Source organism: Cytophaga hutchinsonii ATCC 33406 (genome assembly GCF_000014145.1).
Classification (GTDB): Bacteria; Bacteroidota; Bacteroidia; order Cytophagales; family Cytophagaceae; genus Cytophaga; species Cytophaga hutchinsonii.
The window spans coordinates 979,275-1,000,465 of sequence record NC_008255.1; the positions used below are offsets into that span (position 1 = coordinate 979,275).

Sequence of the window (21,191 nt, forward strand, 5' to 3'; positions counted from 1 at the left end):
ACATTAGCAATATATCTGCGTAGAGGTTTTGCAGAATAAAAATCTTCCGGTCTTTCTTCTGTAAAATCACATACGTTATTAACAGACATGAGTGAACCAATTATTATTTCAATTCACAATTATAAATCAGCTGGTGTTACATTTTATTCAATCATTGACAGGCAATTTAAAAAGGATGAAATTTTAAATTCAGATTTGTTAGGTATGGATGATACTTATTTAATGCTTAGTCAGGCAGATGAAAAAATAATAAATAAAATAAAAATCATTCATGGGCATTTTCCATTTGGTCTGGATAGACTTTTGCCACAAAAATCCACCTACATTACTTTTTTAAGAAATCCCATAGAACGCCTTATTTCAGATTATTATTATTGTAAAGATTTTGCACTGGCTCATAATCATAGCTACGCATCTACAATGTCATTTAAAGAATATTTGTCCTGCAGCGATATTTTAAATATAGATAATGGGCAGACACGTTTTGTTGCAGGCGGTGAAAACGTACCTTATGGCGATAATTCAATAGAGATGTTAAACCGTGCAATTGAAAATATTGAGAAACGGTTTTCATTTGTTGGTATAACTGAAAAATTTGATGAATCGTTATTAATTGCAAACGCTGTTTTTTCCTGGAATCAATATTACTATACATCAAAAAATATCACCTCATCAAAGTCTTATGATTTTGATGAAGAAACCTGGGAATTGCTTCGTAAAAGAAACTTTCTTGATTTACAATTGTATGAATACGCATTGAAAAAACATGCAGGTGATTTGAAAAAAATTCCTTATGTTAAATTGAAAATGATTCTTCTTAAGACGCTTAAATCACTGTTTGTAGTAACAAAGAGTATTTATGCACCCGTTAAAAAACGTTTTTTCAGATAAGAAAAATTGACAGGAGATAATTATGAACAACAATATTTTATATAGCGCCCTATGAAAGTATTGCATATTTTCCCATCAGCCTTTTTAGGCGGAAGCGAATTGTGCGCCATAGAAAGTATTGAGTCTCTGCAAAAGACAGGTGTTGAGAATCATGTCATTTTGCCGGCAGAAGGAGCGGTTATAAACCGGCTGGAAAATTTATCCGTCTCGTATAAAATTATACAACATAATTGGTGGATGTCTTCCAAACCATGGAAGACGTATTTAAAAGTATTCATGCTGAAAGGGTTTTATTCTTCAGCAGCATCAATCAGAGAATATATTAAGAACAATGGAATTGATGTGGTGATTACACATTCTATTGTTATCCCATCAGGCGCTTTGGGCGCAAGGTTAACCAATACGCCGCATGTTTGGTATCTGCATGAATATGGTGATCTGGATCATCAGCTGAAATTTGAATATGGCAAAAGCTTTTCACTGAATCTAATCAATAAGCTGTCAAAGAAAATAATTGTAAATTCTGATGCACTAAAAAAGCATTTTTCAAAAAAACTTCCTGCCGCTAAAATAAACCGGTTGTATTATTCCGTTAACTACCCTGAATTTACACCTTTGACGGAAAAGCCTTCGGGAGAATTGTTACTATGTATGGTTGGCCGTATTGCTAAAGGGAAGAATCAATTGGTTGCTTTAAAAGCATTGGCGCTTTTGAAGCAAGAACAGATATTTCCGCAGCTTGTTTTTGTAGGAGGGGCAGATCCGGATTATTTAAAACTACTTGAAGCGTATATTAAAACGCATGAACTGGAAAAACAAATTGCATTTGCCGGACAGACAGATCGGCCATGGGATTTTGTGATGAGGTCGCAGGCGGTTGTTGTAGGCAGTGCGATGGAAGCCTTCGGCAGGGTTACTGTTGAAGCGATGAAAGCAGGGCGTATACCTATCGTTTCTGATACAGGCGCCGGACCGGAATTAATTACACACAATGAAAACGGCTTTTTATTTGATCCTGAAAAGGAAAAACAGCTTGCCGAAATAATAAAACAGATTTGGTTAGGAACTGATTTTACTGAAATGACTGTTCAGGCAAAACAATATGCCTTGGCACATTTTAATTCAAAATTGCATGGACATGAATTATTGAAAATTCTAACGGGGCTGGTATGATGGTTTCAATAATAATTGTAAACTATAATACCTATCATTTAACTAAAAAATGTATAGAGTCCGTTTATGCGAAGACAAAGAACTGTTTGTTTGAGGTGATTCTTGTTGATAATGCAAGTACAGAGTGTGATCCGTATATTTTCAAAAAAGACTTCCCTGAAATAGCATTGATTGTTAATACAACCAATAAGGGGTTTGCAGGGGGCAATAATACCGGGATTGAACAGGCTAAAGGCGAATACATGCTGTTGCTGAATAGCGATACGGAGCTGGTTAACGATGCTGTATCGATAGCGCTTGCGGCAATGTTACAGAATTCGGATATTGGTGTGCTGACCGGTAAATTGATTTACCCCGACGGGCGCCCGCAAGGCGTAGCCGGCAGTTTTCCAAGTCTTAAAAACGAATTAATGGAACTGTTCCGTTTCTCAAAATTTGAATCTTTGAAAAAAAAGGCGATCCGCTTAAAAGGTGATTTGTGGGACTATAATACCCCTACAAAAACAGATTGGGTATGGGGAACATTTTTCATGTTTAATAAAAAACTATTGGAAGTATTCCCGGATCAAAAGCTGCATGAAGATTTTTTTATGTATTTTGAAGATGTATTGTGGTGTTATCATGTAAAAAAGCATACTAATCTGTCGGTTTGTTATTTACCGGAACCGGTTATTATACATCATCTTTCAGGAAGCAGTAAAAACAATGACCCGGTTGCGGTCTACAGGACTAAAGTATTGCCGCATAAATTTGAGTTCCTGAAAAAAAATAAAGGTGCTTTCTATACGTATGTTTATTTTTTAACAAAAGCGTTGCATGAAATTACGTTAAGGAAAAAAGATAAATGGAAGGATGCTCAATTTTTATTTCAATTTATAAAAAAGCAATTGCTGCATAACTAATACGATGCTGACGAAACTGAAAGGTAGTATTAAAAAAAATAAGCAGGTCATGAACCTGTTTTATAGATGCCGTTTTTTTTTATTTAACAACAAGGTTAAGAACCGTGGCAGGGGAAATAAAGTAGTAACGAACAGCGCATCTGCAAAAGCGTGTACAATACTTTTTAACGGGAATAACAATACCGTTATTTTAGGGGAAAGCGCTTCGTTGAGAGGATGCCTGATAATTATGAGTGGTGATGACCATGTTCTGGAGATCGGGGCGCACACAAGTATTTATAAGTCAAACATCGCATTTGAAGACCATCATTGCCTGATTAGCATTGGCGACTATACAACTATTCAGGAAAACGGCGGTATTTCAGCCGTTGAACCTTACTCTAAGATTATTATTGGAAAGAGATGCATGTTTTCCGTAGACGTAGATATCCGTAATACCGATTCACATTCCATTATAAAGCTAGATACAGGCGAACGGATCAATCCGGGAAAAAATATTTTTATTGATGATAAGGTTTGGCTTGGCGCTTATGTGCAGGTATTAAAAGGCGTTTCAATAGGCAACAATAGTATTGTTGGTATCCGGTCTCTGGTTACAAAAGATATACCTTCCCATGCATTGGCGGTAGGTGTACCTGCCAAAGTTATTAAAACCAATGTTGATTGGCGCGAAGAACGCATATGATAAAAATAATCAGCTATAGATGAATATCTCAGTGATCATACCCATTAAAAACCGAGCGCATCTGATTGCAGAGACGCTGGAAAGTATTTGGGCGCAATCGTTGCCGGCTGCAGAGGTCATAATTGTAGACGACGGTTCAACAGATAATTTAAGAGATATTCTTCAACCATATGCTGACAAAATAATTTTTGTCAGCAGCAAAGGGCATGGTCCCGGAGCGGCACGGAACACAGGACTTGAAATTGCTATAGGAGACGCAATTCAGTTTTTTGATTCGGATGATATTATGTCACCGAATAAATTAGAAGTACAAGCAGCACTACTCGGAGGAAATATAAAAACCGGTTGTGTGATCGGTCCATTTGTAGCGGCTAAAAAAGAGCAGCACAAATGGGTTCAGACAGATGTTATTATGCAATATTTTCCAATACGCAATATGCCGTTTAATAACATTGTAGCGCAAGGGTGGTGTTCCATTACACAGGCGTGTTTGTTTTCAAGGTCATTGGTTGATCAGGTTGGTGCCTGGCGTGAAGATATTATGACGCATGAGGACAAAGAATATTGGTCACGTATAGCAATGCTTGTTCCCTTTCCCGTGCACGAAAATAAAAGCCTCACAATTTACCGGCAACATGAGCAGCAGATAACAGATAAGCATACAAAAGAATTAGAACGTACCCAAAATGGTATTGCCGTTTTTTCGGAGATTTTAAAACGAGATAAAAAGCAGCTGTCTTTATTAAGTATCTTTGTACTGAAAGGTCTGATTGCGAATTATAAAAAATATTGTAAACGCTATCAGGTACATTATCCGTTAACGCTGTCGGATCATCTCTCAGGAATCATTAGCAAAGTATATTCAAAATACGGGCGTGTTAAAACGGGTACGGATTGGCAGCCCATACATGGTGTCAATGCAGATAAAACAGTATTTCAAAAATATTTAAAACTATTTGTGTAGAAATTCTATTAGTCCGTTGGATTAATATTTAAAACGAAACACGTTAAGAATATGAAAATTGGATTTTCGATATTGTCACATAAAAAACCTGATCGGGTGTATATTGAGCTCATCAATCAATTGGCGAAGTATCCGGATCATTCAATAGCAATACATCACGACGAATCTAAATCCAAGCTGGATACGGTAGTTTTTAACGGTGTTGACGTTGATGTGGTAAAAGATACTGTGGTGACAGAATGGTCGCATGTAAATAATATTGAAGCCTTATTAAAAACCTTCCGATTACTATATGATAAAAAATGTGAGTGGTTTGTTACCTTGAGTGCGAACTGTTTTCCAATTAAGAGTCATACTGAATTAATTGATTTTTTAAACAACAGTAAGGTTGATGGCTACATAGAATGTAATAATGTGAATACCGATCATTTTGATTTTTATAGATATTTCAGAAAAGCATTTGAAACCCGCATGTTGTTTCGGATTCCTTTTATAAGAAAAAATGGAACATTTTATTTGAAACCCATCCGGATTAAAAGAAAGGCTTCCTCAAATATTTTTGCACATTCGTTTATTCCCTACCATGGCTCTGATTGGTTTATGATAAACCGAAAATCAATGAAATATATATTGGATAATAAATCCCGTATTGAGGAGGTAACGGATTTTTTAAGATCAGTGAATAAATATCCCGATTTAAATGTTTGTCCGCCGGAAGTTGTTTTTCAAACAGTGCTGGCAAATAATAAATCGCTTGTTTTGAATAATAATAATTACAGATATATTGATTGGACAAACGCGGTTAACTGGCACCCCAATAATTTAACGGAAAATGATTATGATGCGATAAGCCGATCCGAAGCATTTTTTGCCCGGAAGCTGGAAGAACCTTCATCAATCAACTTGTTAGAAAAAATTAAAGAAAATATTTTAACGGATATCAATGAAAAATAAAATTGCTGTTATTGGCTCAGGTATTTCAGGTTTGTCTGCTGCTGCGGTATTAAACGATACACATGACGTGCATGTATTTGAACGTAATGCAGCTATCGGAGGCCTTGTACATTGCGACCGTTCGGCAGACGTATTGTATCACCGCGTTGGAGGGCATGTATTTAACAGCAAAAACAAAGAAGTATTAGAATGGTTCTGGAATAAATTTGATAAAGAACAGGAATTTGTTCAAGCCAAACGCAATGCAAAGATTTTTTATAAAGAAGGATTTATTGGTTATCCGATAGAAAATTTTTTATATCAGCTTGATCCATCTGTAGTAGAGCAGGTGATGAAAGAATTGATAGACATAAGCCAGGCCGGAGTAAAAGAACCTATGTCTTATGAGCACTTTGAATCCTTTCTTCAGAATACGTTTGGGCCAACGTTATATGAATTGTATTTTAAACCTTATAACAACAAGATATGGAAAACGGATCTGCGTACCGTATCGATGCAGTGGCTGGAAGGTAAGTTGCCCATGCCGAAATTGATTGAAATCATTACAAGTAACATCGTGCGCCGCGATGAAGCCGATATGGTACATGCAAATTTTTATTATCCCAAATCAGGCGGTTCGCAGTTTATTGCTGACAGATTAGCAACAGGGTTATCTGTTACATGTAATAAAAAATTAGAAACTATTGCAATAAAAGAAAATAAGCTGACTGTTTTTGGCGAAGCATTTGATCAGATCATTTATACGGCAGATGTAAGAAAACTGCCGGATATATTGGCGTTACAAACAGATCCTCCATTCCGGTATAACGAACAAATAAAAAAGCTTAGGTCTAACGGTACATCAAGTGTGTTGTGCAGCTGCGACAAAAGTGATTTGTCTTGGTTATACATTCCCGAAGAACACTTCAAAGCGCATCGCATTATCTACACAGGCAATTTCAGTGCTACGAATAATTCTGACCTATTAACAGACTCCAATCGTTCTTCGTGCACCGTAGAATTTTCAGGAATATGCAGCTATGAAGAAATGGTAGAAGAACTTAGCTTATTGCCCGGTAATCTGCAGCCGATCGATTATAACAACGAGCCTAATTCCTATGTGATTCAGGACAAAGAGACGCGTAAAATTATTCAGGAATATAAAGAATATTTAGCTCCATACGGCATACATCTGTTAGGCCGCTTTGCTGAATGGGAATATTATAATATGGATAAGGCTATGGAAGCAGCATTTGCGCTGAAACGGCAGATGCAGCCAGGTTAATACTTTTTTATTGTTTTAAGTTATCTGATTTTATTTGATCCAGCTTTATTTAAAAATGTCCGGCATAACTTCATCTGCCTCTTTACCCAAAAGTAATAATTTCAATTTTATGCGCATCCTTGCAGCAGCGATGATGATTATTACCCATTCGCTGGTGCTTACAGGAGAAACTTAAAAGAGTGATGTATAAGATCAGTGGCGGCGAAATTATGATCAGTACATTAGGCTTAAGAATGTTTTTCGTGATCTGAATGCCGACCGACGTGTTGGTGCATCTTAAATAACATGCAATGCAGATTTACACATGTATCTTTGCCATACACAACTTTAATGGTTAAATTGCTAATTGTTAGCGCATAACTATGGATGTCTTGAATTTTACACTTGTTTCAACCGTATATAATGAAGCACTTCGATTAGATCAAACAATTGAAGAATTAAAACTGCAAACACTTCAGCCATCTGAGATTATAATTACCGATGCAGGCTCTACAGACGGTACTTATGAAATGCTGTTAGCCTGGAAAGCTTCTTCTTCCGTACCGATAAAAGTACTTCAAAAGAATCGGTGCAATGTAGCTGAAGGTCGTAACATGGCGATACACGCGGCCTCATATGCATTGATTGCAAGTACCGATTTCGGTTGCCGTTTTCATCCGCAATGGCTCGAAAGTATTATTTCACCATTTACCGATCCTTCCGTTAAAGCAGTCGGCGGCGCCTTTGCCGTTGTCGAAGAAGACATACAGACATTGCCTGCTAAAGCTGCTTACTTATTGTTTGACGGGTATAAAGATGATATACATGAAGAGTGGTTTACGCCAACATCCCGTTCTGTAGCGTACTATAAAGAAGTCTTCGATGCCGTAGGAGGTTATCCCGAATGGCTTACCCTGGCTGCAGATGATACCGTCTTCGGACGTGTTGCCAAGAAAATTGGTTATACGTTTTATATGGTAGATAAACGCTATGTATACTGGGGCAGACATACAACTGCGGTTGCCTATGCAAAAGAAGCCTTTAGGTATGGCTTGGGAGACGGAGAGGCGCGTATCAATGGCAAAAGTACAATCTCAAAAACGATTGAATTGATTTTGCGTGCATTGTTTCTGAAAACAGGCCCGGCTATTGCCTTGCTGGTATTTTCAGGCATCCTCCCAGCTTACGCATTACTTGGAGTACTTCCGTTTTTAGCAGGCTTCAGGCCGTATTGGCGCCATGCTGGTGTATGGAAACGTCTCCGGTCAGATAAATATAATTTCAAGGTATTTCTTTATAGTCTCTATCTGATGGAAAAAACGCGTTTTTTTTATTTGAAAGGATATTACAAGGGATACGTGAAATCACCGGCATTTCGTAAAGAAGCAGCGCGTATGCTTCAAAAGAAATTTCAGGTATGAATATAATCATTCTGAATACAAATAGTTTTGGAGGCAATTATGAGTATTCCCGTTGCCTTGCGGCTGCTTATGCCGAACATGCGGATGTAAAGAAATGTACCGTAGTTATTCCGGAAAATGCAGCACAGCCTGAAACCGAAATTTTTAAAAAAATATTGATTTCAGATCTGCCTGCAATAAATGTTACGTTATTTAAAAAAATATATTTTTTATACCGAAGCCTGGTTAATCCATTTCGCGTATTCAGGTATCTGAAAAATGCCCCTGCCTCGGCTGTTGTGTTTAATGATTACGAACAGATAACAGCATTGATTTGGGTACCCTTTATTAAAAAGCTAAAAAAGAAACATACTTTTCTTGTCATCCTGCACGATCCGGACCGGGACGCGTACCTGCCTGTTAAGTGGCTGTCTGAAATCACCATGAAAAAAGTTATGTCGATTATGGATGTAGCTTTATATCACGAATTGCTGCCGGATAAAGTTTATTATAAAAAAGAAATTCCAAAGATCAATATTCCTCACGGTTTATATACCCATTCGCTTTTTGATCAGCACCTATTGAATCACCTGATTCATCAAAAGGGAGAAAAGAAAATGATGGGTGTGATCGGTAATATCCGGGATGAAAAAAATTATTCATTTTTGATTCAGTGTTTACCTGAATTACCTGACGTTATTTTATTGATTGCCGGCAGCCCTTCAAATTCATCTGTTTCAATAGCTTCATATAAAGAAGAAATTGAAAAAAGGAATGTACAGGATCGGGTTATATGGATTGAAAAAAAACTGACGGATGAAGAAATGCAAGGCATTATTCAGGCATGTGATCTGATGTTATTGTATTATAAATACAGCTTCACTTCACAAAGCGGCTTGCTGAATCTGATCGCTCCGCATAAAAAGAAATTGATCGTTAGTGACGGACAGTCGGGCTTAACAAAAATCGTAGAGCAATATAAGTTAGGAGCCGTTGTACCAATAGATAAAAAATCTTTCGTTCAGGCAGTTAATCAAATTGTTTTTACAGACATGTCCGCGGAACAGCAATTGGCCTGGGATCGATATCTTGACTATGCAAGCTGGCATAATCATACACGCATTGTTATTGAACAGGTACAAAAAATGAAAAAAACGTTTTCTGCAAAAATATGATACCCGTAGTCTTTATTCATAAAGGTAATAGTTCATATCTGTATAATACATTATATCAGCTTAGACAGACCAATCCGCTGGTTAAGATGTATCTGCTGGGTACGGAAGAGTCGCGCGTGTATGAGCCACTTGCTGAAACGATACTGATCGGGTCATTATCTGAAGAAGCAGATTTGTTTGCAGGTGTTTATAAGCATTACAGCACCAATTCAGAATCATTTGAATTGATGTGTATTCAACGCTGGCTTGTACTTAAAGCATTTATGATTAAAAAAGATATCCGGCGTTGCCTCTACCTGGATTCAGATGTATTGGTATATGAGGATGTACAACGGTTATCTGATGCACATGCACATGTGGGCATGACGTTGTGCGGTATTTCCGGACATACAAATTTTGTTGATAGGAATGTACTGATTGATTTTTGCGCGTTTATTTTTGATCGTTATGCAGGGGCAGATGCATTAAGCGCGCTGGAAAAACATTATCACGCGTTTGTCGCTAAGCATGGTGCCGGCGGTGTGTCAGATATGACCTTGCTTACAATGTATGCCGAGAAAAATCCGCAAAAAGTTGAAAATATATATTTCAGTAATGGCCTTCCTACCTTTGATCCCTCGCTGGAAGTAGGGGAAGAATATTTTGAAATGGAGAACGGTCAAAAGAAAATCCTGTTTAATGATTCTAAACCTTATGGATTCTTGAAAGCAGAACAGAAACCGGTTTTGTTTTATACGCTCCATTTTCAGGGTGCAAAAGCCAAAAGTATGATGCTGAAGTATATTCCGGTAAAGTCGGTTCTGTTTTGGATTCAGTATATAAAATATACCGGTATGTATTATTTTCAGAAAATAAAAAGCAAAATCGTTTAATAACGCGAAATCATCTTATGATTTTTTAGTAACCATACACGAACATGATCTTATTAATTATCTATTGGGTTTTATTGTTACCGCTTTTTTTAGGATGGGGGATATGGGTACATGGTTTTATTACACGTTATTTCAAACAGCAAAATAATGCTGAAAATTTCTTCATACTTACATTAACAGGAGTGTGTATGGTCGGTCTGCTGTCCAATGTTTGTTCATTGTTTATACCACTTGGTCAGAATCCGTATCTCTTACTTGTTCTCTATTTTCTGGCAGTCATGGCCATATACCGGAAAAAAAATCTGGTTGTGCAGATGCTCAATCAGATTTCCTGGACTACTGTAACGGGTATATTATTTTTAGCTATACTTATTATTGTGGTGTCTAAAAGTGCTTCTGCTTCAGAGATACTGGATGAAAAAGGATATTATCTGCCTTTTATAAAATGGGTGGAAACGTATGGAATAACGCCCGGGCTTGCCAATCTGCAAGGGCGCTTTGGATTTAATTCTTCCTGGCATATTCTGAGCGCACTGGTAAGTTTGCGCTGGTCAGGTCTCTTGTTTTATGATCTGAATGGTTTTATCATTTTACTCATTCTTGGATATTATCTGCTAGGTGTTTCCAGAACCGATGCCCCTGTGCAGTATGTATTTGGCTTATTTGTTTCCGCATTTATTTTCAGGAATTTTTTAACTTCTTCAGCCGCAGATCTCCCCAATATTTATTTAAGTTCACTGATACTTTTATGGATGGTTGGTAAATATGAAAATAAAACCTTAGGAGAAATTGATTATACCTTTGTCGTTTCCTTTTTTATTTCCTTTTATCTGGTAACGATAAAACCTTCTTCCATTTATTTATTGCTTATTTATGTACCAACCATTTTTATTGCACTGCGGCAGATGCAATTCAATAAAATCGTATGGCTCATCTGTATCGCAACGATTGTAATCATTCCCTGGTGCATACGGTTTTACATTACAACGGGCTACCTGGTTTTCCCGGTAGCAGGTATTGATCTTTTTAATCCGGATTGGAAACTGCCTTTGCAGCATGTGATTGAAGAACGAAACGCAGTCAAATGTTTCCCGATTTCAGATCGGTTGCCTGCAGAAGAAGTTTTTAAGATGTCATTTTCTGAATGGTTTCCGCAATGGTTTAAAAAGAGCCTGTTTGAACAGAAAGCTTTCTTTCTCGCAATTATTTTTGTTTCGGTGTATCATATACTAACGTTTAAAAAAAGGCTGCAGCAGCTGAATGACCGGTTATTTCTGGCTATTCAGATATGCGTGTTAATCAATATTACTATCTGGCTCACACAATTTCCTGATTTCAGATTTGCATGGGGATACATTTTAGTATATGTGTTTACAGGAATGTATTTCATGGCAACAGATGCAGGCTTTTTTAGAAATAAATTTCAGCGGTTAACGTTGATTTTTTTAATTGCCATGACAGGTATACATTTGATCCGAACCCTTAAAGATGTTTCCGGTAATTATAAAAACATATTCCTTCAGCAGGCACAATTTACTGAAGGTGAAATTGAGATCAGGAAAATCAATACTGTTTCATATTATAAAAGTGAAACAGCCTGGGATTTACCGTTGCCAAGTATTTTATCATGGCAAAATCCTTCTATTGAATTGCGTGGAGATTCTACCTTAAAAGAAGGTTTTAGATCTGTACCTGAAAAGAAATAAATCTGTAAGAAGGCTTTGGATGAATATTGTACCGTTTTTTCTGTTTTTTTAAGTAGATTCAGGTAATTATTGTTTGGATGAAATAGGTGAATGGATAAGGATTTGATATATATAGTACTGGCAATAAACCTCGTACTGGCTATAGTGTTTTACCTTCAAAAGCGTTGTGAGATACCCATCTTTATATCACTTTTTAATATTATGGTCCAATACAGAATATTGTCGCTCGAATTGGGGCTCAGTAATTTTGTAAATTTTAACTATCAGATCAATTTTGTTTTTACATTAGAAATGGCCTATGAGGTGGCAACCCTTATCTTAGTGGGCAGTTCAACGATGCAGTACATGGTTATGTACTTTTATAAAAAACCTCAGAAACTTGTTCCGGATTCAAACGAATACCTGAAGAATTTTTTACTGCAACGCAAGACTATTATTTTCATTGGTTTGGGAATTTTTACATTCTTTCAAATCGTTCTTCACAATGTTGAGAATAGTTATAGCTATTTAACCAAGCTGGCTAACAGCTCATTTATATTACTGTTCTTTATGATCTTTATTGTTACAAAAGTTTCTAACACACAAATAAAGATTATTTATCTCGTTTCATTTTTATGCATTGCTTTTATCTCGTACAGTCCGGAATTACGCTTTCAGTTTTTAGGCTGGATGATTCCTGTTGGCTATTTCGTTACACGAAACATTAAACCCATAAATAAATTATGGTTTATGGCAGCAGGGTTATTTGCCATTCTTGTGATTTTTTCCGCAGCACGGGTGTTACGTTACTCCAACGCTGAATCGAGATCGCTGTCTATTGATGAGCTGTATGAAGAAAGTGTAGACCGGATGGAAGAATCAGACGATGTAAATTTTATTGATGGTTTCATGATGATGTATCAGGTCTATCCAAAATACCTGGATTATACCTATGGATTTGATCACTTGAATATTCTGCTCAGGCCTATCCCCCGCAATTTCTGGCCAGACAAACCCTTAGCAGGCTGGTTTCAGAATTATCAGAAAAAATATGGTTTGGAAAAAACAACGGTTGGTTTTTCTCCAACAATTTATGGCGTATTTTATGGTGAGATGGGCGCTGAAGGAGTCGTTATCTTTTCAATACTATGGGCATTTTTTTTAGTGTGGCTATATCGGTATATCAACCAATTCAGATCAGATCTTTCGTGGGTATTAACAGGTGTTTTATTAACCGCATTGATCCCGCTTTTCAGAAGTGGAGATTTGCCCGGAGATGTTGCAGTAGTATTGATGAGCTATTGGCCGATTATATATTTTGTATATAAATACAAACAGTTTGTAAAAAAACAATTGCTGCTTGAAAAAGTCTAAGGTTATATGTGTCCACATAGGTGCGCGTGCGCATTACCTGCTTCCCAAAGCAATAGAAGCTTCTGGGCAGCTGGATATGCTGATTACAGATACATGGATCGGTTCAGGATGTACGCGCTATCTGCTCACGCTGTTGCCTGTAAGAGCTTTACGTTCTCTTGCCGGCCGTTACTCAAAAGATATTTCTTCTCAAAAAGTCCGGTCTTTTGGTTTCTTTTTTTTATTGCTTGAATTTTACCTGCGGTTTAAACATACCTATGGCTGGGCACTGATAATGAAAAGAGACCGGCAGTTTCAGCTTCGGGCTGTTAATAAAATGCATGAATCAGTGCAGGCCAACTGTGTATTCGGAATCAGTTACACGGCTTTGGAGTGTTTTAAAATTGCCAGGCAAAAAGGAATGAAAACAATATTGTTCCAGGTAGATCCGGGCATAGAGGAAGAGCTGATCGTTTCAGATTTATTAAACACATATGCTTCTGTTACAAGCTGGGAGCCAGCTCCGGAGGTATATTGGGAAAGATGGAAACAGGAGTGCAGCCTGGCTGATCGGATTATGGTTAACTCGGAATGGAGCAAAACCGGATTGATAAAGCACGGAATTCCTGCACATAAAATCAGTGTAATTTCCTTGCCCTTCATCGTAGAAAAAAAGCATGCAGCATTTTCGCGTGTTTACCCTGCCGCATTTTCAGCTGAACGGCCGTTGCGCTGTTTGTTTTTAGGAACGCTGACCGTACGGAAAGGTATTCATCTTGTAATACAGGCAGCGAAAGAATTATACGGCTTACCGATAGAGTTTATATGTGTAGGCCGTTCTGAAATATCAGATGACTTTTCAACGCAAGCCAACATTGTTCATCATGGCCTGGTAACACGGGAAGAAACAGATATGTATTACAGGCAGGCAGATGTATTTTTATTTCCAACGTTCTCCGATGGGTTTGGATTAACGCAATTAGAATCCATGGCCTGGCAGCTGCCTGTTATAGCAACAACGCATTGCGGTGACGTAGTGCAGCACGGAAAAAATGGCTGGATAATAGAACCGGTAACTAGTAAAGAATTGGCCGCGGTATTAAAAAATATACTGTCTGATCCGGATCTGCTGCGTATGTGTGCAGGTAACTGTCTGAATACCGTTAGCGCATTCAATACAGAAAAATTTACAGCCGATATAGCAAGCATACTATGAGTCAAGATACTATATTATTGATCTGGGACCGGATAGGCGACTATCATCTTTCACGTGTAAAAGCATGTGAAAAATTGCTTGGAGCACCTGTATTTACAGCTGATCTGGCAGGTACAGATAACCTATATAAATGGGATAGCATTGCAAAAACAACACATACGGTGCTTTCATCAAAACCTGCAGAGCAATCAGATATCTGGAACCGTTTCCGCACATTCCGCAGGATTATTAAAACACATTCCATTGCTGTGGTTGCAATGCCATACGGGCGTACGGAATATCATATATTTTTATTGTATGCACGATTAAAAGGTATCCGTACAATTATTTTTTCTGAATCCTGGTATTCCAGGGGAAAACTAAAAGATTTCTTAAAATCCCTACTGTTAAAATCACTCGGTAATTACTTCTTTGTTTCCGGGAAAAGAGCGTTTGATCATTTTACAAAAAACTATAAAATCAATCCGGAGAAAATTGAAACGGGTTATAGTGTAGTCGATAATAATCATTTTCAGCGAAGGCTATTTACAGAAAAAAAATATGTCTTAACCATTGCCCGTTACAGTGAAGAAAAAAATCTTTCTTTTCTGATTGATAGTTATGCAAAATCAGTGATCAGCAATACCTACAACTTAATGCTGATAGGTGAAGGGCCGCTTCGCCCTGCATTACAGTCCCAAATTGATATACTCGGCCTTTCAGACCGGGTTCAGCTGGCAGGCTGGGTGCCTTATGCTGCATTGCCAAAAGCATATGCCGAAGCCGTTGTTTTTGTTTTGCCAAGTTCTTTTGAACCCTGGGGGCTGGTAGTGAATGAAGCGATGTCGGCCGGTTTACCCATCCTGGTATCAGATGCCTGTGGGTGTATGCCGGAGTTGGTAGCAGAAGGTGTAAATGGCTGGTCTTTTAATAGCAATACGCAACAGGAACTGATTGAACGGCTTAATGCTTTTGCGGCCTTGAGTGAAAAGGGGATAGAGATAACAGGAAAAAATTCTATGCAATTGATTCGTAACTACACACCCGATACATGGGCAGGGTCCATAGCACGGCTGGCACAGGCTGGCAGATAGCGGGAAGAAAAAAAGATTTGTTTTGTAGAAATAGTTTACATCGTGTGCAGACAATCTCTACAAAAAAATCAGGTTCCTTGTTTGCCGATTAAAAATCTTGATCAAAGACATGCGTAATTCAACTATTTTTTCGCACTTTTAGCATATTAATTTAATCTGAGGAATAAAGCGTAAGGTTTTTGCGTTTTCGACGTCTAAAGATGATTGTTCTTGTATGAAAGTGTTGATGATAGGGCCTTTTCCTCCGGTTGTAAATGGAGTTACTGTAAGTAATGATTTTTTATATCATTCTTTAACAAGTCAAGGTGATCAGGTAAACCGTATTAATACAGAAACCGGTAAAATTGCCTCCATGCAGGGAGATAAAATAAGCCTCCATAAGATCCTTACTTTTTTATCTATTTATAAAAATATATTCAAGGTTTCCGGAAAGGATGTTGTGTATATGACCATTGGTCAGACATTCTGGGGTGTTGTAAAATATTCACCTTTTATCTGTTATTGCTGGCTTGCAGGTATTCCGTACGTTTTTCACATTCATGGGGGATATTTAAGTAAATCGTACTTGAATATGAGCCGCAGAAAACAACGTATCATAAAAGTCTTATTCTCAAAAAGCAGTTGTGTAATAGCTTTGTCTGAATCGTTGGCAAAAGACATACAAAATATTTTTACGAAAGTAAATATAGCTGTTGTCGAAAATTTTTACGATCAGGAATTGATTCATCCTGCCTTAGAGCGCACAGTACATAGTGTTCCTCATTTTTTATTTCTGAGTAATTTAATGTTAGGCAAAGGCATTTTAGAATTTCTGGATGCACTCATTATTTTACAGGATGCTCACAAACTTCATTTTAAGGTTGCGCTTGCAGGCAATATTGAAAGAGGTATGCAAGCAGAAATACAGAAAAGGATTGACCGCTTAAAAGAAGATAAGGTATACTTTTTAGGATTAGCAGATTTGCCCAAGAAAAAGGAACTGCTGTATTGGTCTGATATTTTCGTTTTGCCAACCTGGTATATTATGGAAGGGCAGCCAATAAGTATTATTGAAGCATATGTTACCGGAAATGTTGTTGTATCAACACATCAGGGAGGTATTGAGGAAATCAGTGGATACGATACATTTTTCAAAACAGAAGCGCAGAACCCGGCGCTATTAGCAGAAGTACTGTTTAACTCTGTGCAGCAACTGCCGCAGCTAAAGCAGGCTATTGAACAGACTAAAAAGACAACTCAAATACGATTTAATTCTAACAGGTTTGTAGAAGAAATTAAAGAAGTACTGTTGAAAAAATGATGTCACCTGTACGGATGTCAGATCTACAGAGTATAGATAAACGCTACTGTTAGCTATTTATTTTTTTCTTATCCAGTACAGGAAGAATAGAAAAATACAGATGTAAGAGGAGTAATTAAAAAAGTCGTGACTGATATTTACCATTTCTCTGGTAGTCATTCCCCATTTGTTATTGATGAGTGCAGCCACAATCCCCCATACGCGGAGCAGGTTTATGACCTGAATAAAAAGTAATCCGAGTGGAATATAGATCCATTTTTTAGTTCCTCTGTAAGCAAACATCAGCGCCAGAAAGCTGATCATGATCTTAAAACCCATACATGGAAAAGCAACCCTTAACTGCCATCCGGGAATAATTCCGATAGCACCTCCGTCTCTAAATAAGTCCGGGAAGAAAACGATATATGCATCGTATCCTGAAAGTTCCATCATCCATTCGGTTGGGTAGAGTAAAAAGCTGAGCACCCATTTAAGTACATTGATGTACTTCAGGAAAGGGAAGTAATAGGTTCCGCGCGGGTCTGCCACGCCTATGTACGCCCAGAAAAGTGTTGTAAGGATAACATAAAAACAAACCAGTTTAAGCAGGAATAGCCAAACAGGTTTGTTTTTGATAAGAAATGCGTTTAATTTTTCCAGAACAGATTAGGCGTTGCTGCTGCGTTTTTTTATCATACGTGTTACAACCGCTCCAGCACCTGCCAGTAAAAGGAAAGAGGCCCCCCCGTCAATGGGAATTTCAGGACAGTCAAACGGATCATCCCCGTCGCAAGGCTGTTCAGCACCGCCGGCCTGTGCAAAAGAGGCAATGCTCATCCCGCAAAGGCATATAAAAAGAATTGTTTTAGATAATTTTTTCATAGTTTTTATAGCTTGTCGATGAAAAACGGAACGGTTGATACCGTTCCGTAATAAATATACAAATAATTATTTAACTGCTATTTTAGTTGTGTACAGGTTATTTTCAGAAAGTACCTTTACCACATAAATACCCGCTTTAGCAGATAATTTAGTAGTGAAGGAACCCGCATCCGTTGTTCCTTCCGCGATTCTGTTTCCTGTTAGGTCATACACTTCCACCTGCTGAATGTTGCTGTTCATTGTAACAACCAGCATATCTTCATTCATGTAAGCTTTTAAAGCATTATTTGTTTTTGCTTTAGAAGCTGAAGTAGTAATGTTTTCAGTGCCTACACGTAGTATGTATGGTGTTGCCGGGTTTGTTGCCACGGTTACGGCAGGGTTCTGTGTTAAGTTGTGCAGTGCTCCATCCGGGAAGATCAGGTATACCGATTTGAAAGTATCAAAAGCGTCTTTGTTTGTGAAAGACAGGGTATAGTTAGAAGTAGTGGTAGTAGTGATGTTCAAGGGAATATCAACGGTATTTGTAAGGGGCGCCAGGCTGTTAATGATCAGTTTTGTTGTATCGGCTAATGTATACAGGTTAGGAGTGTTCGTTCCAGTATTGCGCATTTTACCGGCATCATATCCCAGATCAAAACCATTTGTAGCAGCATCAGTAAACAGGATAACGGTTTCATCGGTAAATGTACCGTTTGACGCCTGTAAGCGGATGATGTTATCAGCCACAGCGGTACGGGCATAGGAAGTAGTCTGTGCAACATCTCTGGCACTTGAAGGGATTGTTACCGAAGCGGTTCCGCCCGTTCCGTCAGTTTCCACCTGGAAGCCCTGCATGGGTGCCACATATCCATTCACAATTACACCAGTACCGATTCCTGTTACAGAAGAATATACATTGAATGTATTGTTGTTAAACACATAGTAATTACCTGAAGTACCTGATCCGGTAATTCCACCTAAGAATAAGTTAGACGGATAAGGGTTACCTGCAAAGAAGTCTTTTACAGAAGTATTTACCGGGCAAGAAGAAGAATAGCTTGCAGCAGCATGATTATAAGTACCCGTGAATGTAACGGTGTTCACTCCGTTTGCAGGCGTTCCTGAAGCAGGGAAGAACATAGAAAGCGCATCCCCCTGTGCCAGCGGAGTACTCATGTCATAAATACCAAAGAATTTGTTTGTAGAGCAGTCCAGATCAAGTAAACGGGATTGGCTTCCTGATACTACAGGATATTCATCGGCGATGTCAGCAGCGGTAACACCAGCTAAGGGAGAGGCAATATAATGCGTTTTGGCCGGTACAAAGTTACGGATCACTTTCATGTTTCCGCTGATCGAACCAGAACCAGCAGCGTCGATTTTAGCTGTTGCCAGGTTCAGGGTAAGATTTCCGCCGGCGGTAAGTGTACCGGCGGTAAGTGTTACCAGTCCGTTTACGCGCAGCGGAGAAGATAATGTAAGAGAGGAGTTGTTGAGATTTAGCCCTTCAAATATTTCACCTCCTGTAGTTGAAAGAGTCTGTGCTGCGGTACCGTTGAATGTTACGGTTTTGCCTGTTTCCGTAAATGCTGCAGCAGAGTAGCTGGTCCAGTTACCGGCTACACTTAACTCATAAGCAGCAAGTGCTAATACCGAAGTACCGCTCAGGGTAAGGTTGTGTACATCCAGGTTGCCATCAGGTGTTTTAGTGCCAGAACCGCTTAATGTAAGGTTTGCATATGGGGTAGGATTGGCAGTAGTGATTGTCTGTGCTGCACCGGCATAGTTTACAGTACTTGCAGCGCCCAGCGTAAGGGATGTTGCTCCTGCATCAATGGCATTGGATCCTGATGTACCGTAAAGTCCATCAGGATGTACGAGCGAAATTGTTCCATTGATTGTTATATCTCCTGTACCGATGATGGTATTGTTTGTTTTAGCAAGAATTAATGTGCCTTCTGAAGTAAGGCTGGAATTATAATCCAGATATAGGAAGAAATCGTTTGTGCTGTTGATCTCAAGAGTAGAGCCGGATTCAATAGCGATTTCATATCCGGAAAAATCTATAGCATATAAAGTTGTTGGTGCAGATGCACTTAATATTAAATGTGTATTATTAAAAATAGAAAGTCCGCTAAATACATCCTGATCAGTAACATTTGTCACCGTAATAGTACCGCCGCTGTTAAAGATCAACGAATCCGAACCGTCAAAGGCCGGTGAATTTCTGTTAGGTGTCCAGCTTGCAGGATTTGCCCATGATCCGGAACTTCCTGCTGACCAGGTATAAATACCTTTATTGGTTTTGACGGATGTTGAACCGCCAGGCAGTAAATAGTTTTCAGTATTTGTACCAGCCAGTTTGTTGAATTCAAACACGGAGAAATAATACGTTGTAGATGGATTTAAGCCGGTAACTGTTACCGCATTTCCAGAACCGATGTAAACAGGGAAAGCTGCACCTCCAATAGGAGTTGAGGATGCTCCGAAAACACTTGAGGCATTGTAGGAGGTAAGATCAGTCGGTGCAGCGCTGATCGGGCTTGCTTCCTGAGCAAGTACTAAACGTTGAGAACCATTTCCGCCCGTAAAGCTAAGTGTTGCAGAATTGATTGTAGCTGAAGTAACAGCTATAGAAGATTGCATCGTTGGACTGGCAATGGCAACATTTCCGTCGATTTGAATGTAATCTGTGATTAAGGATTTCGGAGAAGTTACTGCACCTGTATATCCATACAAACGGAATGTAACAGTGGAGGTAGACGAGACATCCGGAATATCAAGCGTAAAAGCAAGTGATGAAGTAGTTACTGTTGCAGGAGCTATAGACGCACTTGTCGCAGTAGAATATCCGGATCCGTTGTCATATGCTACAGTAAGATTTTTTGCGCCACCATTTCCCCTGGCTGCTTTTACAATGACCTGACTGATATTTACTTCATATCCAACGGCAGGTGTTACTGAAAATTCTAAGTAAGCATTACTGTTTGCAGGATAGGTTAACGACGCTGGCCAGTTAGAGGTGGACGTTAATGTAATTGCTCCTGATCCAATTGTGCAGGTAAGACCTGCACCTGTAGTAGTAGCATTCAATGTTACATTTGAAACTGACGCGGTGCCTGTTTGTGTAGAACATGTTCCTGAATTAAAATTGTACGTACCTATTGTCTGTCCATAACCTAATGAGCAGATGGAGGTAAGTAAAAATAATAACAATAGTTTTTTTGCTGAGTACAAATATTTCATAGCAATACTTTTAAAATAAGATTTTCTCAATAATTGTAATTCAAATGTTTATCATACGTTAACACATTTGAATCAATTAATTAACTTATGTTAAAAATACAAATAGATTTTGTTATCTTAAGTTAAATGTGATAAAAATATTACTTTTTAAATATCCTGAAAGATTATATATAACAAATCAAATAAATAATATAAATGAGGTTGGATTGAAGTGTT

General features: G+C 38.3%; 18 protein-coding genes. 15 read left to right on the plus strand and 3 right to left on the minus strand.

The genetic code is table 11. The features are described from left to right. Positions 1-87 precede the first annotated feature (87 nt). The 15 genes from CHU_RS04170 to CHU_RS04240 all read left to right on the plus strand — a co-directional run bounded on the left by CHU_RS04170 (position 88) and on the right by CHU_RS04240 (position 16,886). Positions 88-891 carry a sulfotransferase family 2 domain-containing protein gene (locus CHU_RS04170; protein ID WP_011584255.1) on the plus strand — a complete coding sequence of 268 codons (804 nt, stop codon included), beginning with the start codon at positions 88-90 and terminating at the stop codon, positions 889-891. 51 nt (positions 892-942) lie between these two features. Beyond that, positions 943-2,064, plus strand: a complete 1,122-nt coding sequence (locus CHU_RS04175; RefSeq protein ID WP_011584256.1) for a glycosyltransferase family 4 protein — start codon at positions 943-945, stop codon at positions 2,062-2,064. Beyond that, entirely contained in the window at positions 2,061-2,966 is a 906-nt protein-coding gene (locus CHU_RS04180; protein ID WP_011584257.1) for a glycosyltransferase family 2 protein, read from the plus strand. The genes CHU_RS04175 and CHU_RS04180 overlap by 4 nt, the downstream gene beginning before the upstream one ends. A 4-nt stretch (positions 2,967-2,970) precedes the next feature. Further along, on the plus strand, positions 2,971-3,651 hold the full coding sequence (locus CHU_RS04185) for an acyltransferase (RefSeq protein ID WP_049755448.1): 681 nt from the start codon (positions 2,971-2,973) through the stop codon (positions 3,649-3,651). A 19-nt stretch (positions 3,652-3,670) separates the two neighbouring features. Continuing rightward, positions 3,671-4,615 (plus strand): glycosyltransferase family 2 protein, encoded by a 945-nt coding sequence (locus CHU_RS18785; RefSeq protein ID WP_011584259.1) that lies wholly within the window; start codon positions 3,671-3,673, stop codon positions 4,613-4,615. A gap of 51 nt (positions 4,616-4,666) precedes the next feature. After that, a complete protein-coding gene (locus tag CHU_RS04195) occupies positions 4,667-5,569 on the plus strand; it encodes a xylosyltransferase (protein ID WP_011584260.1) in 903 nt (300 codons plus the stop codon). Continuing rightward, positions 5,559-6,833 carry a protoporphyrinogen/coproporphyrinogen oxidase gene (locus tag CHU_RS04200; RefSeq protein ID WP_011584261.1) on the plus strand — a complete coding sequence of 425 codons (1,275 nt, stop codon included), beginning with the start codon at positions 5,559-5,561 and terminating at the stop codon, positions 6,831-6,833. The genes CHU_RS04195 and CHU_RS04200 overlap by 11 nt, the downstream gene beginning before the upstream one ends. A gap of 362 nt (positions 6,834-7,195) precedes the next feature. Further along, positions 7,196-8,233, plus strand: a complete 1,038-nt coding sequence (locus tag CHU_RS04205; RefSeq protein WP_011584262.1) for a glycosyltransferase — start codon at positions 7,196-7,198, stop codon at positions 8,231-8,233. After that, positions 8,230-9,387: a glycosyltransferase gene (locus tag CHU_RS04210; RefSeq protein WP_011584263.1), complete on the plus strand. Its 1,158-nt coding sequence runs from the start codon at positions 8,230-8,232 to the stop codon at positions 9,385-9,387. The genes CHU_RS04205 and CHU_RS04210 overlap by 4 nt, the downstream gene beginning before the upstream one ends. Beyond that, the gene (locus CHU_RS04215) at positions 9,384-10,259 is read left to right on the plus strand and encodes a hypothetical protein (RefSeq protein ID WP_011584264.1); all 876 of its coding nucleotides are present in this window, start codon (positions 9,384-9,386) and stop codon (positions 10,257-10,259) included. Before CHU_RS04210 ends, CHU_RS04215 begins: the two co-directional genes overlap by 4 nt. A gap of 44 nt (positions 10,260-10,303) precedes the next feature. Next, entirely contained in the window at positions 10,304-11,965 is a 1,662-nt protein-coding gene (locus CHU_RS04220; protein ID WP_011584265.1) for an LIC_10190 family membrane protein, read from the plus strand. 201 nt (positions 11,966-12,166) lie between these two features. Then, positions 12,167-13,318 carry a hypothetical protein gene (locus tag CHU_RS04225; protein ID WP_143143977.1) on the plus strand — a complete coding sequence of 384 codons (1,152 nt, stop codon included), beginning with the start codon at positions 12,167-12,169 and terminating at the stop codon, positions 13,316-13,318. Beyond that, positions 13,305-14,513: a glycosyltransferase family 4 protein gene (locus CHU_RS04230; RefSeq protein WP_011584267.1), complete on the plus strand. Its 1,209-nt coding sequence runs from the start codon at positions 13,305-13,307 to the stop codon at positions 14,511-14,513. The genes CHU_RS04225 and CHU_RS04230 overlap by 14 nt, the downstream gene beginning before the upstream one ends. After that, positions 14,510-15,586, plus strand: a complete 1,077-nt coding sequence (locus CHU_RS04235) for a glycosyltransferase (protein ID WP_011584268.1) — start codon at positions 14,510-14,512, stop codon at positions 15,584-15,586. The genes CHU_RS04230 and CHU_RS04235 overlap by 4 nt, the downstream gene beginning before the upstream one ends. A 214-nt stretch (positions 15,587-15,800) precedes the next feature. Continuing rightward, positions 15,801-16,886: a glycosyltransferase family 4 protein gene (locus CHU_RS04240; RefSeq protein ID WP_011584269.1), complete on the plus strand. Its 1,086-nt coding sequence runs from the start codon at positions 15,801-15,803 to the stop codon at positions 16,884-16,886. Positions 16,887-16,943: 57 nt separating this feature from the next. On the opposite strand, the gene CHU_RS04245 is transcribed toward CHU_RS04240, so the two are convergent. From CHU_RS04245 to CHU_RS04250, 3 genes are all read right to left on the minus strand, one after another. After that, complete coding sequence (locus tag CHU_RS04245; protein ID WP_011584270.1) at positions 16,944-17,414, minus strand: exosortase/archaeosortase family protein; 471 nt, start codon at positions 17,412-17,414, stop codon at positions 16,944-16,946. A 117-nt stretch (positions 17,415-17,531) separates the two neighbouring features. Then, positions 17,532-17,747, minus strand: a complete 216-nt coding sequence (locus CHU_RS19110) for a PID-CTERM protein-sorting domain-containing protein (RefSeq protein ID WP_011584271.1) — start codon at positions 17,745-17,747, stop codon at positions 17,532-17,534. Positions 17,748-17,813: 66 nt separating this feature from the next. Next, entirely contained in the window at positions 17,814-20,975 is a 3,162-nt protein-coding gene (locus CHU_RS04250) for a T9SS type A sorting domain-containing protein (protein WP_011584272.1), read from the minus strand. Between the last annotated feature and the right edge of the window lie 216 nt (positions 20,976-21,191).

Bases quoted from the DNA above. Each gene is read 5' to 3' on its own strand.
- CHU_RS04220 (WP_011584265.1), top strand. From the start codon at position 10,304: ATGATCTTATTAATTATCTATTGGGTTTTATTGTTACCGCTTTTTTTA.
- CHU_RS04170 (WP_011584255.1), top strand. From the start codon at position 88: ATGAGTGAACCAATTATTATTTCAATTCACAATTATAAATCAGCTGGT.
- CHU_RS04195 (WP_011584260.1), top strand. From the start codon at position 4,667: ATGAAAATTGGATTTTCGATATTGTCACATAAAAAACCTGATCGGGTG.
- CHU_RS04180 (WP_011584257.1), top strand. From the start codon at position 2,061: ATGATGGTTTCAATAATAATTGTAAACTATAATACCTATCATTTAACT.
- CHU_RS04185 (WP_049755448.1), top strand. From the start codon at position 2,971: ATGCTGACGAAACTGAAAGGTAGTATTAAAAAAAATAAGCAGGTCATG.
- CHU_RS04240 (WP_011584269.1), top strand. From the start codon at position 15,801: ATGAAAGTGTTGATGATAGGGCCTTTTCCTCCGGTTGTAAATGGAGTT.
- CHU_RS04175 (WP_011584256.1), top strand. From the start codon at position 943: ATGAAAGTATTGCATATTTTCCCATCAGCCTTTTTAGGCGGAAGCGAA.
- CHU_RS04210 (WP_011584263.1), top strand. From the start codon at position 8,230: ATGAATATAATCATTCTGAATACAAATAGTTTTGGAGGCAATTATGAG.
- CHU_RS04250 (WP_011584272.1), bottom strand. From the start codon at position 20,975: ATGAAATATTTGTACTCAGCAAAAAAACTATTGTTATTATTTTTACTT.
- CHU_RS04215 (WP_011584264.1), top strand. From the start codon at position 9,384: ATGATACCCGTAGTCTTTATTCATAAAGGTAATAGTTCATATCTGTAT.
- CHU_RS18785 (WP_011584259.1), top strand. From the start codon at position 3,671: ATGAATATCTCAGTGATCATACCCATTAAAAACCGAGCGCATCTGATT.
- CHU_RS04225 (WP_143143977.1), top strand. From the start codon at position 12,167: ATGGTCCAATACAGAATATTGTCGCTCGAATTGGGGCTCAGTAATTTT.
- CHU_RS19110 (WP_011584271.1), bottom strand. From the start codon at position 17,747: ATGAAAAAATTATCTAAAACAATTCTTTTTATATGCCTTTGCGGGATG.
- CHU_RS04205 (WP_011584262.1), top strand. From the start codon at position 7,196: ATGGATGTCTTGAATTTTACACTTGTTTCAACCGTATATAATGAAGCA.
- CHU_RS04235 (WP_011584268.1), top strand. From the start codon at position 14,510: ATGAGTCAAGATACTATATTATTGATCTGGGACCGGATAGGCGACTAT.
- CHU_RS04200 (WP_011584261.1), top strand. From the start codon at position 5,559: ATGAAAAATAAAATTGCTGTTATTGGCTCAGGTATTTCAGGTTTGTCT.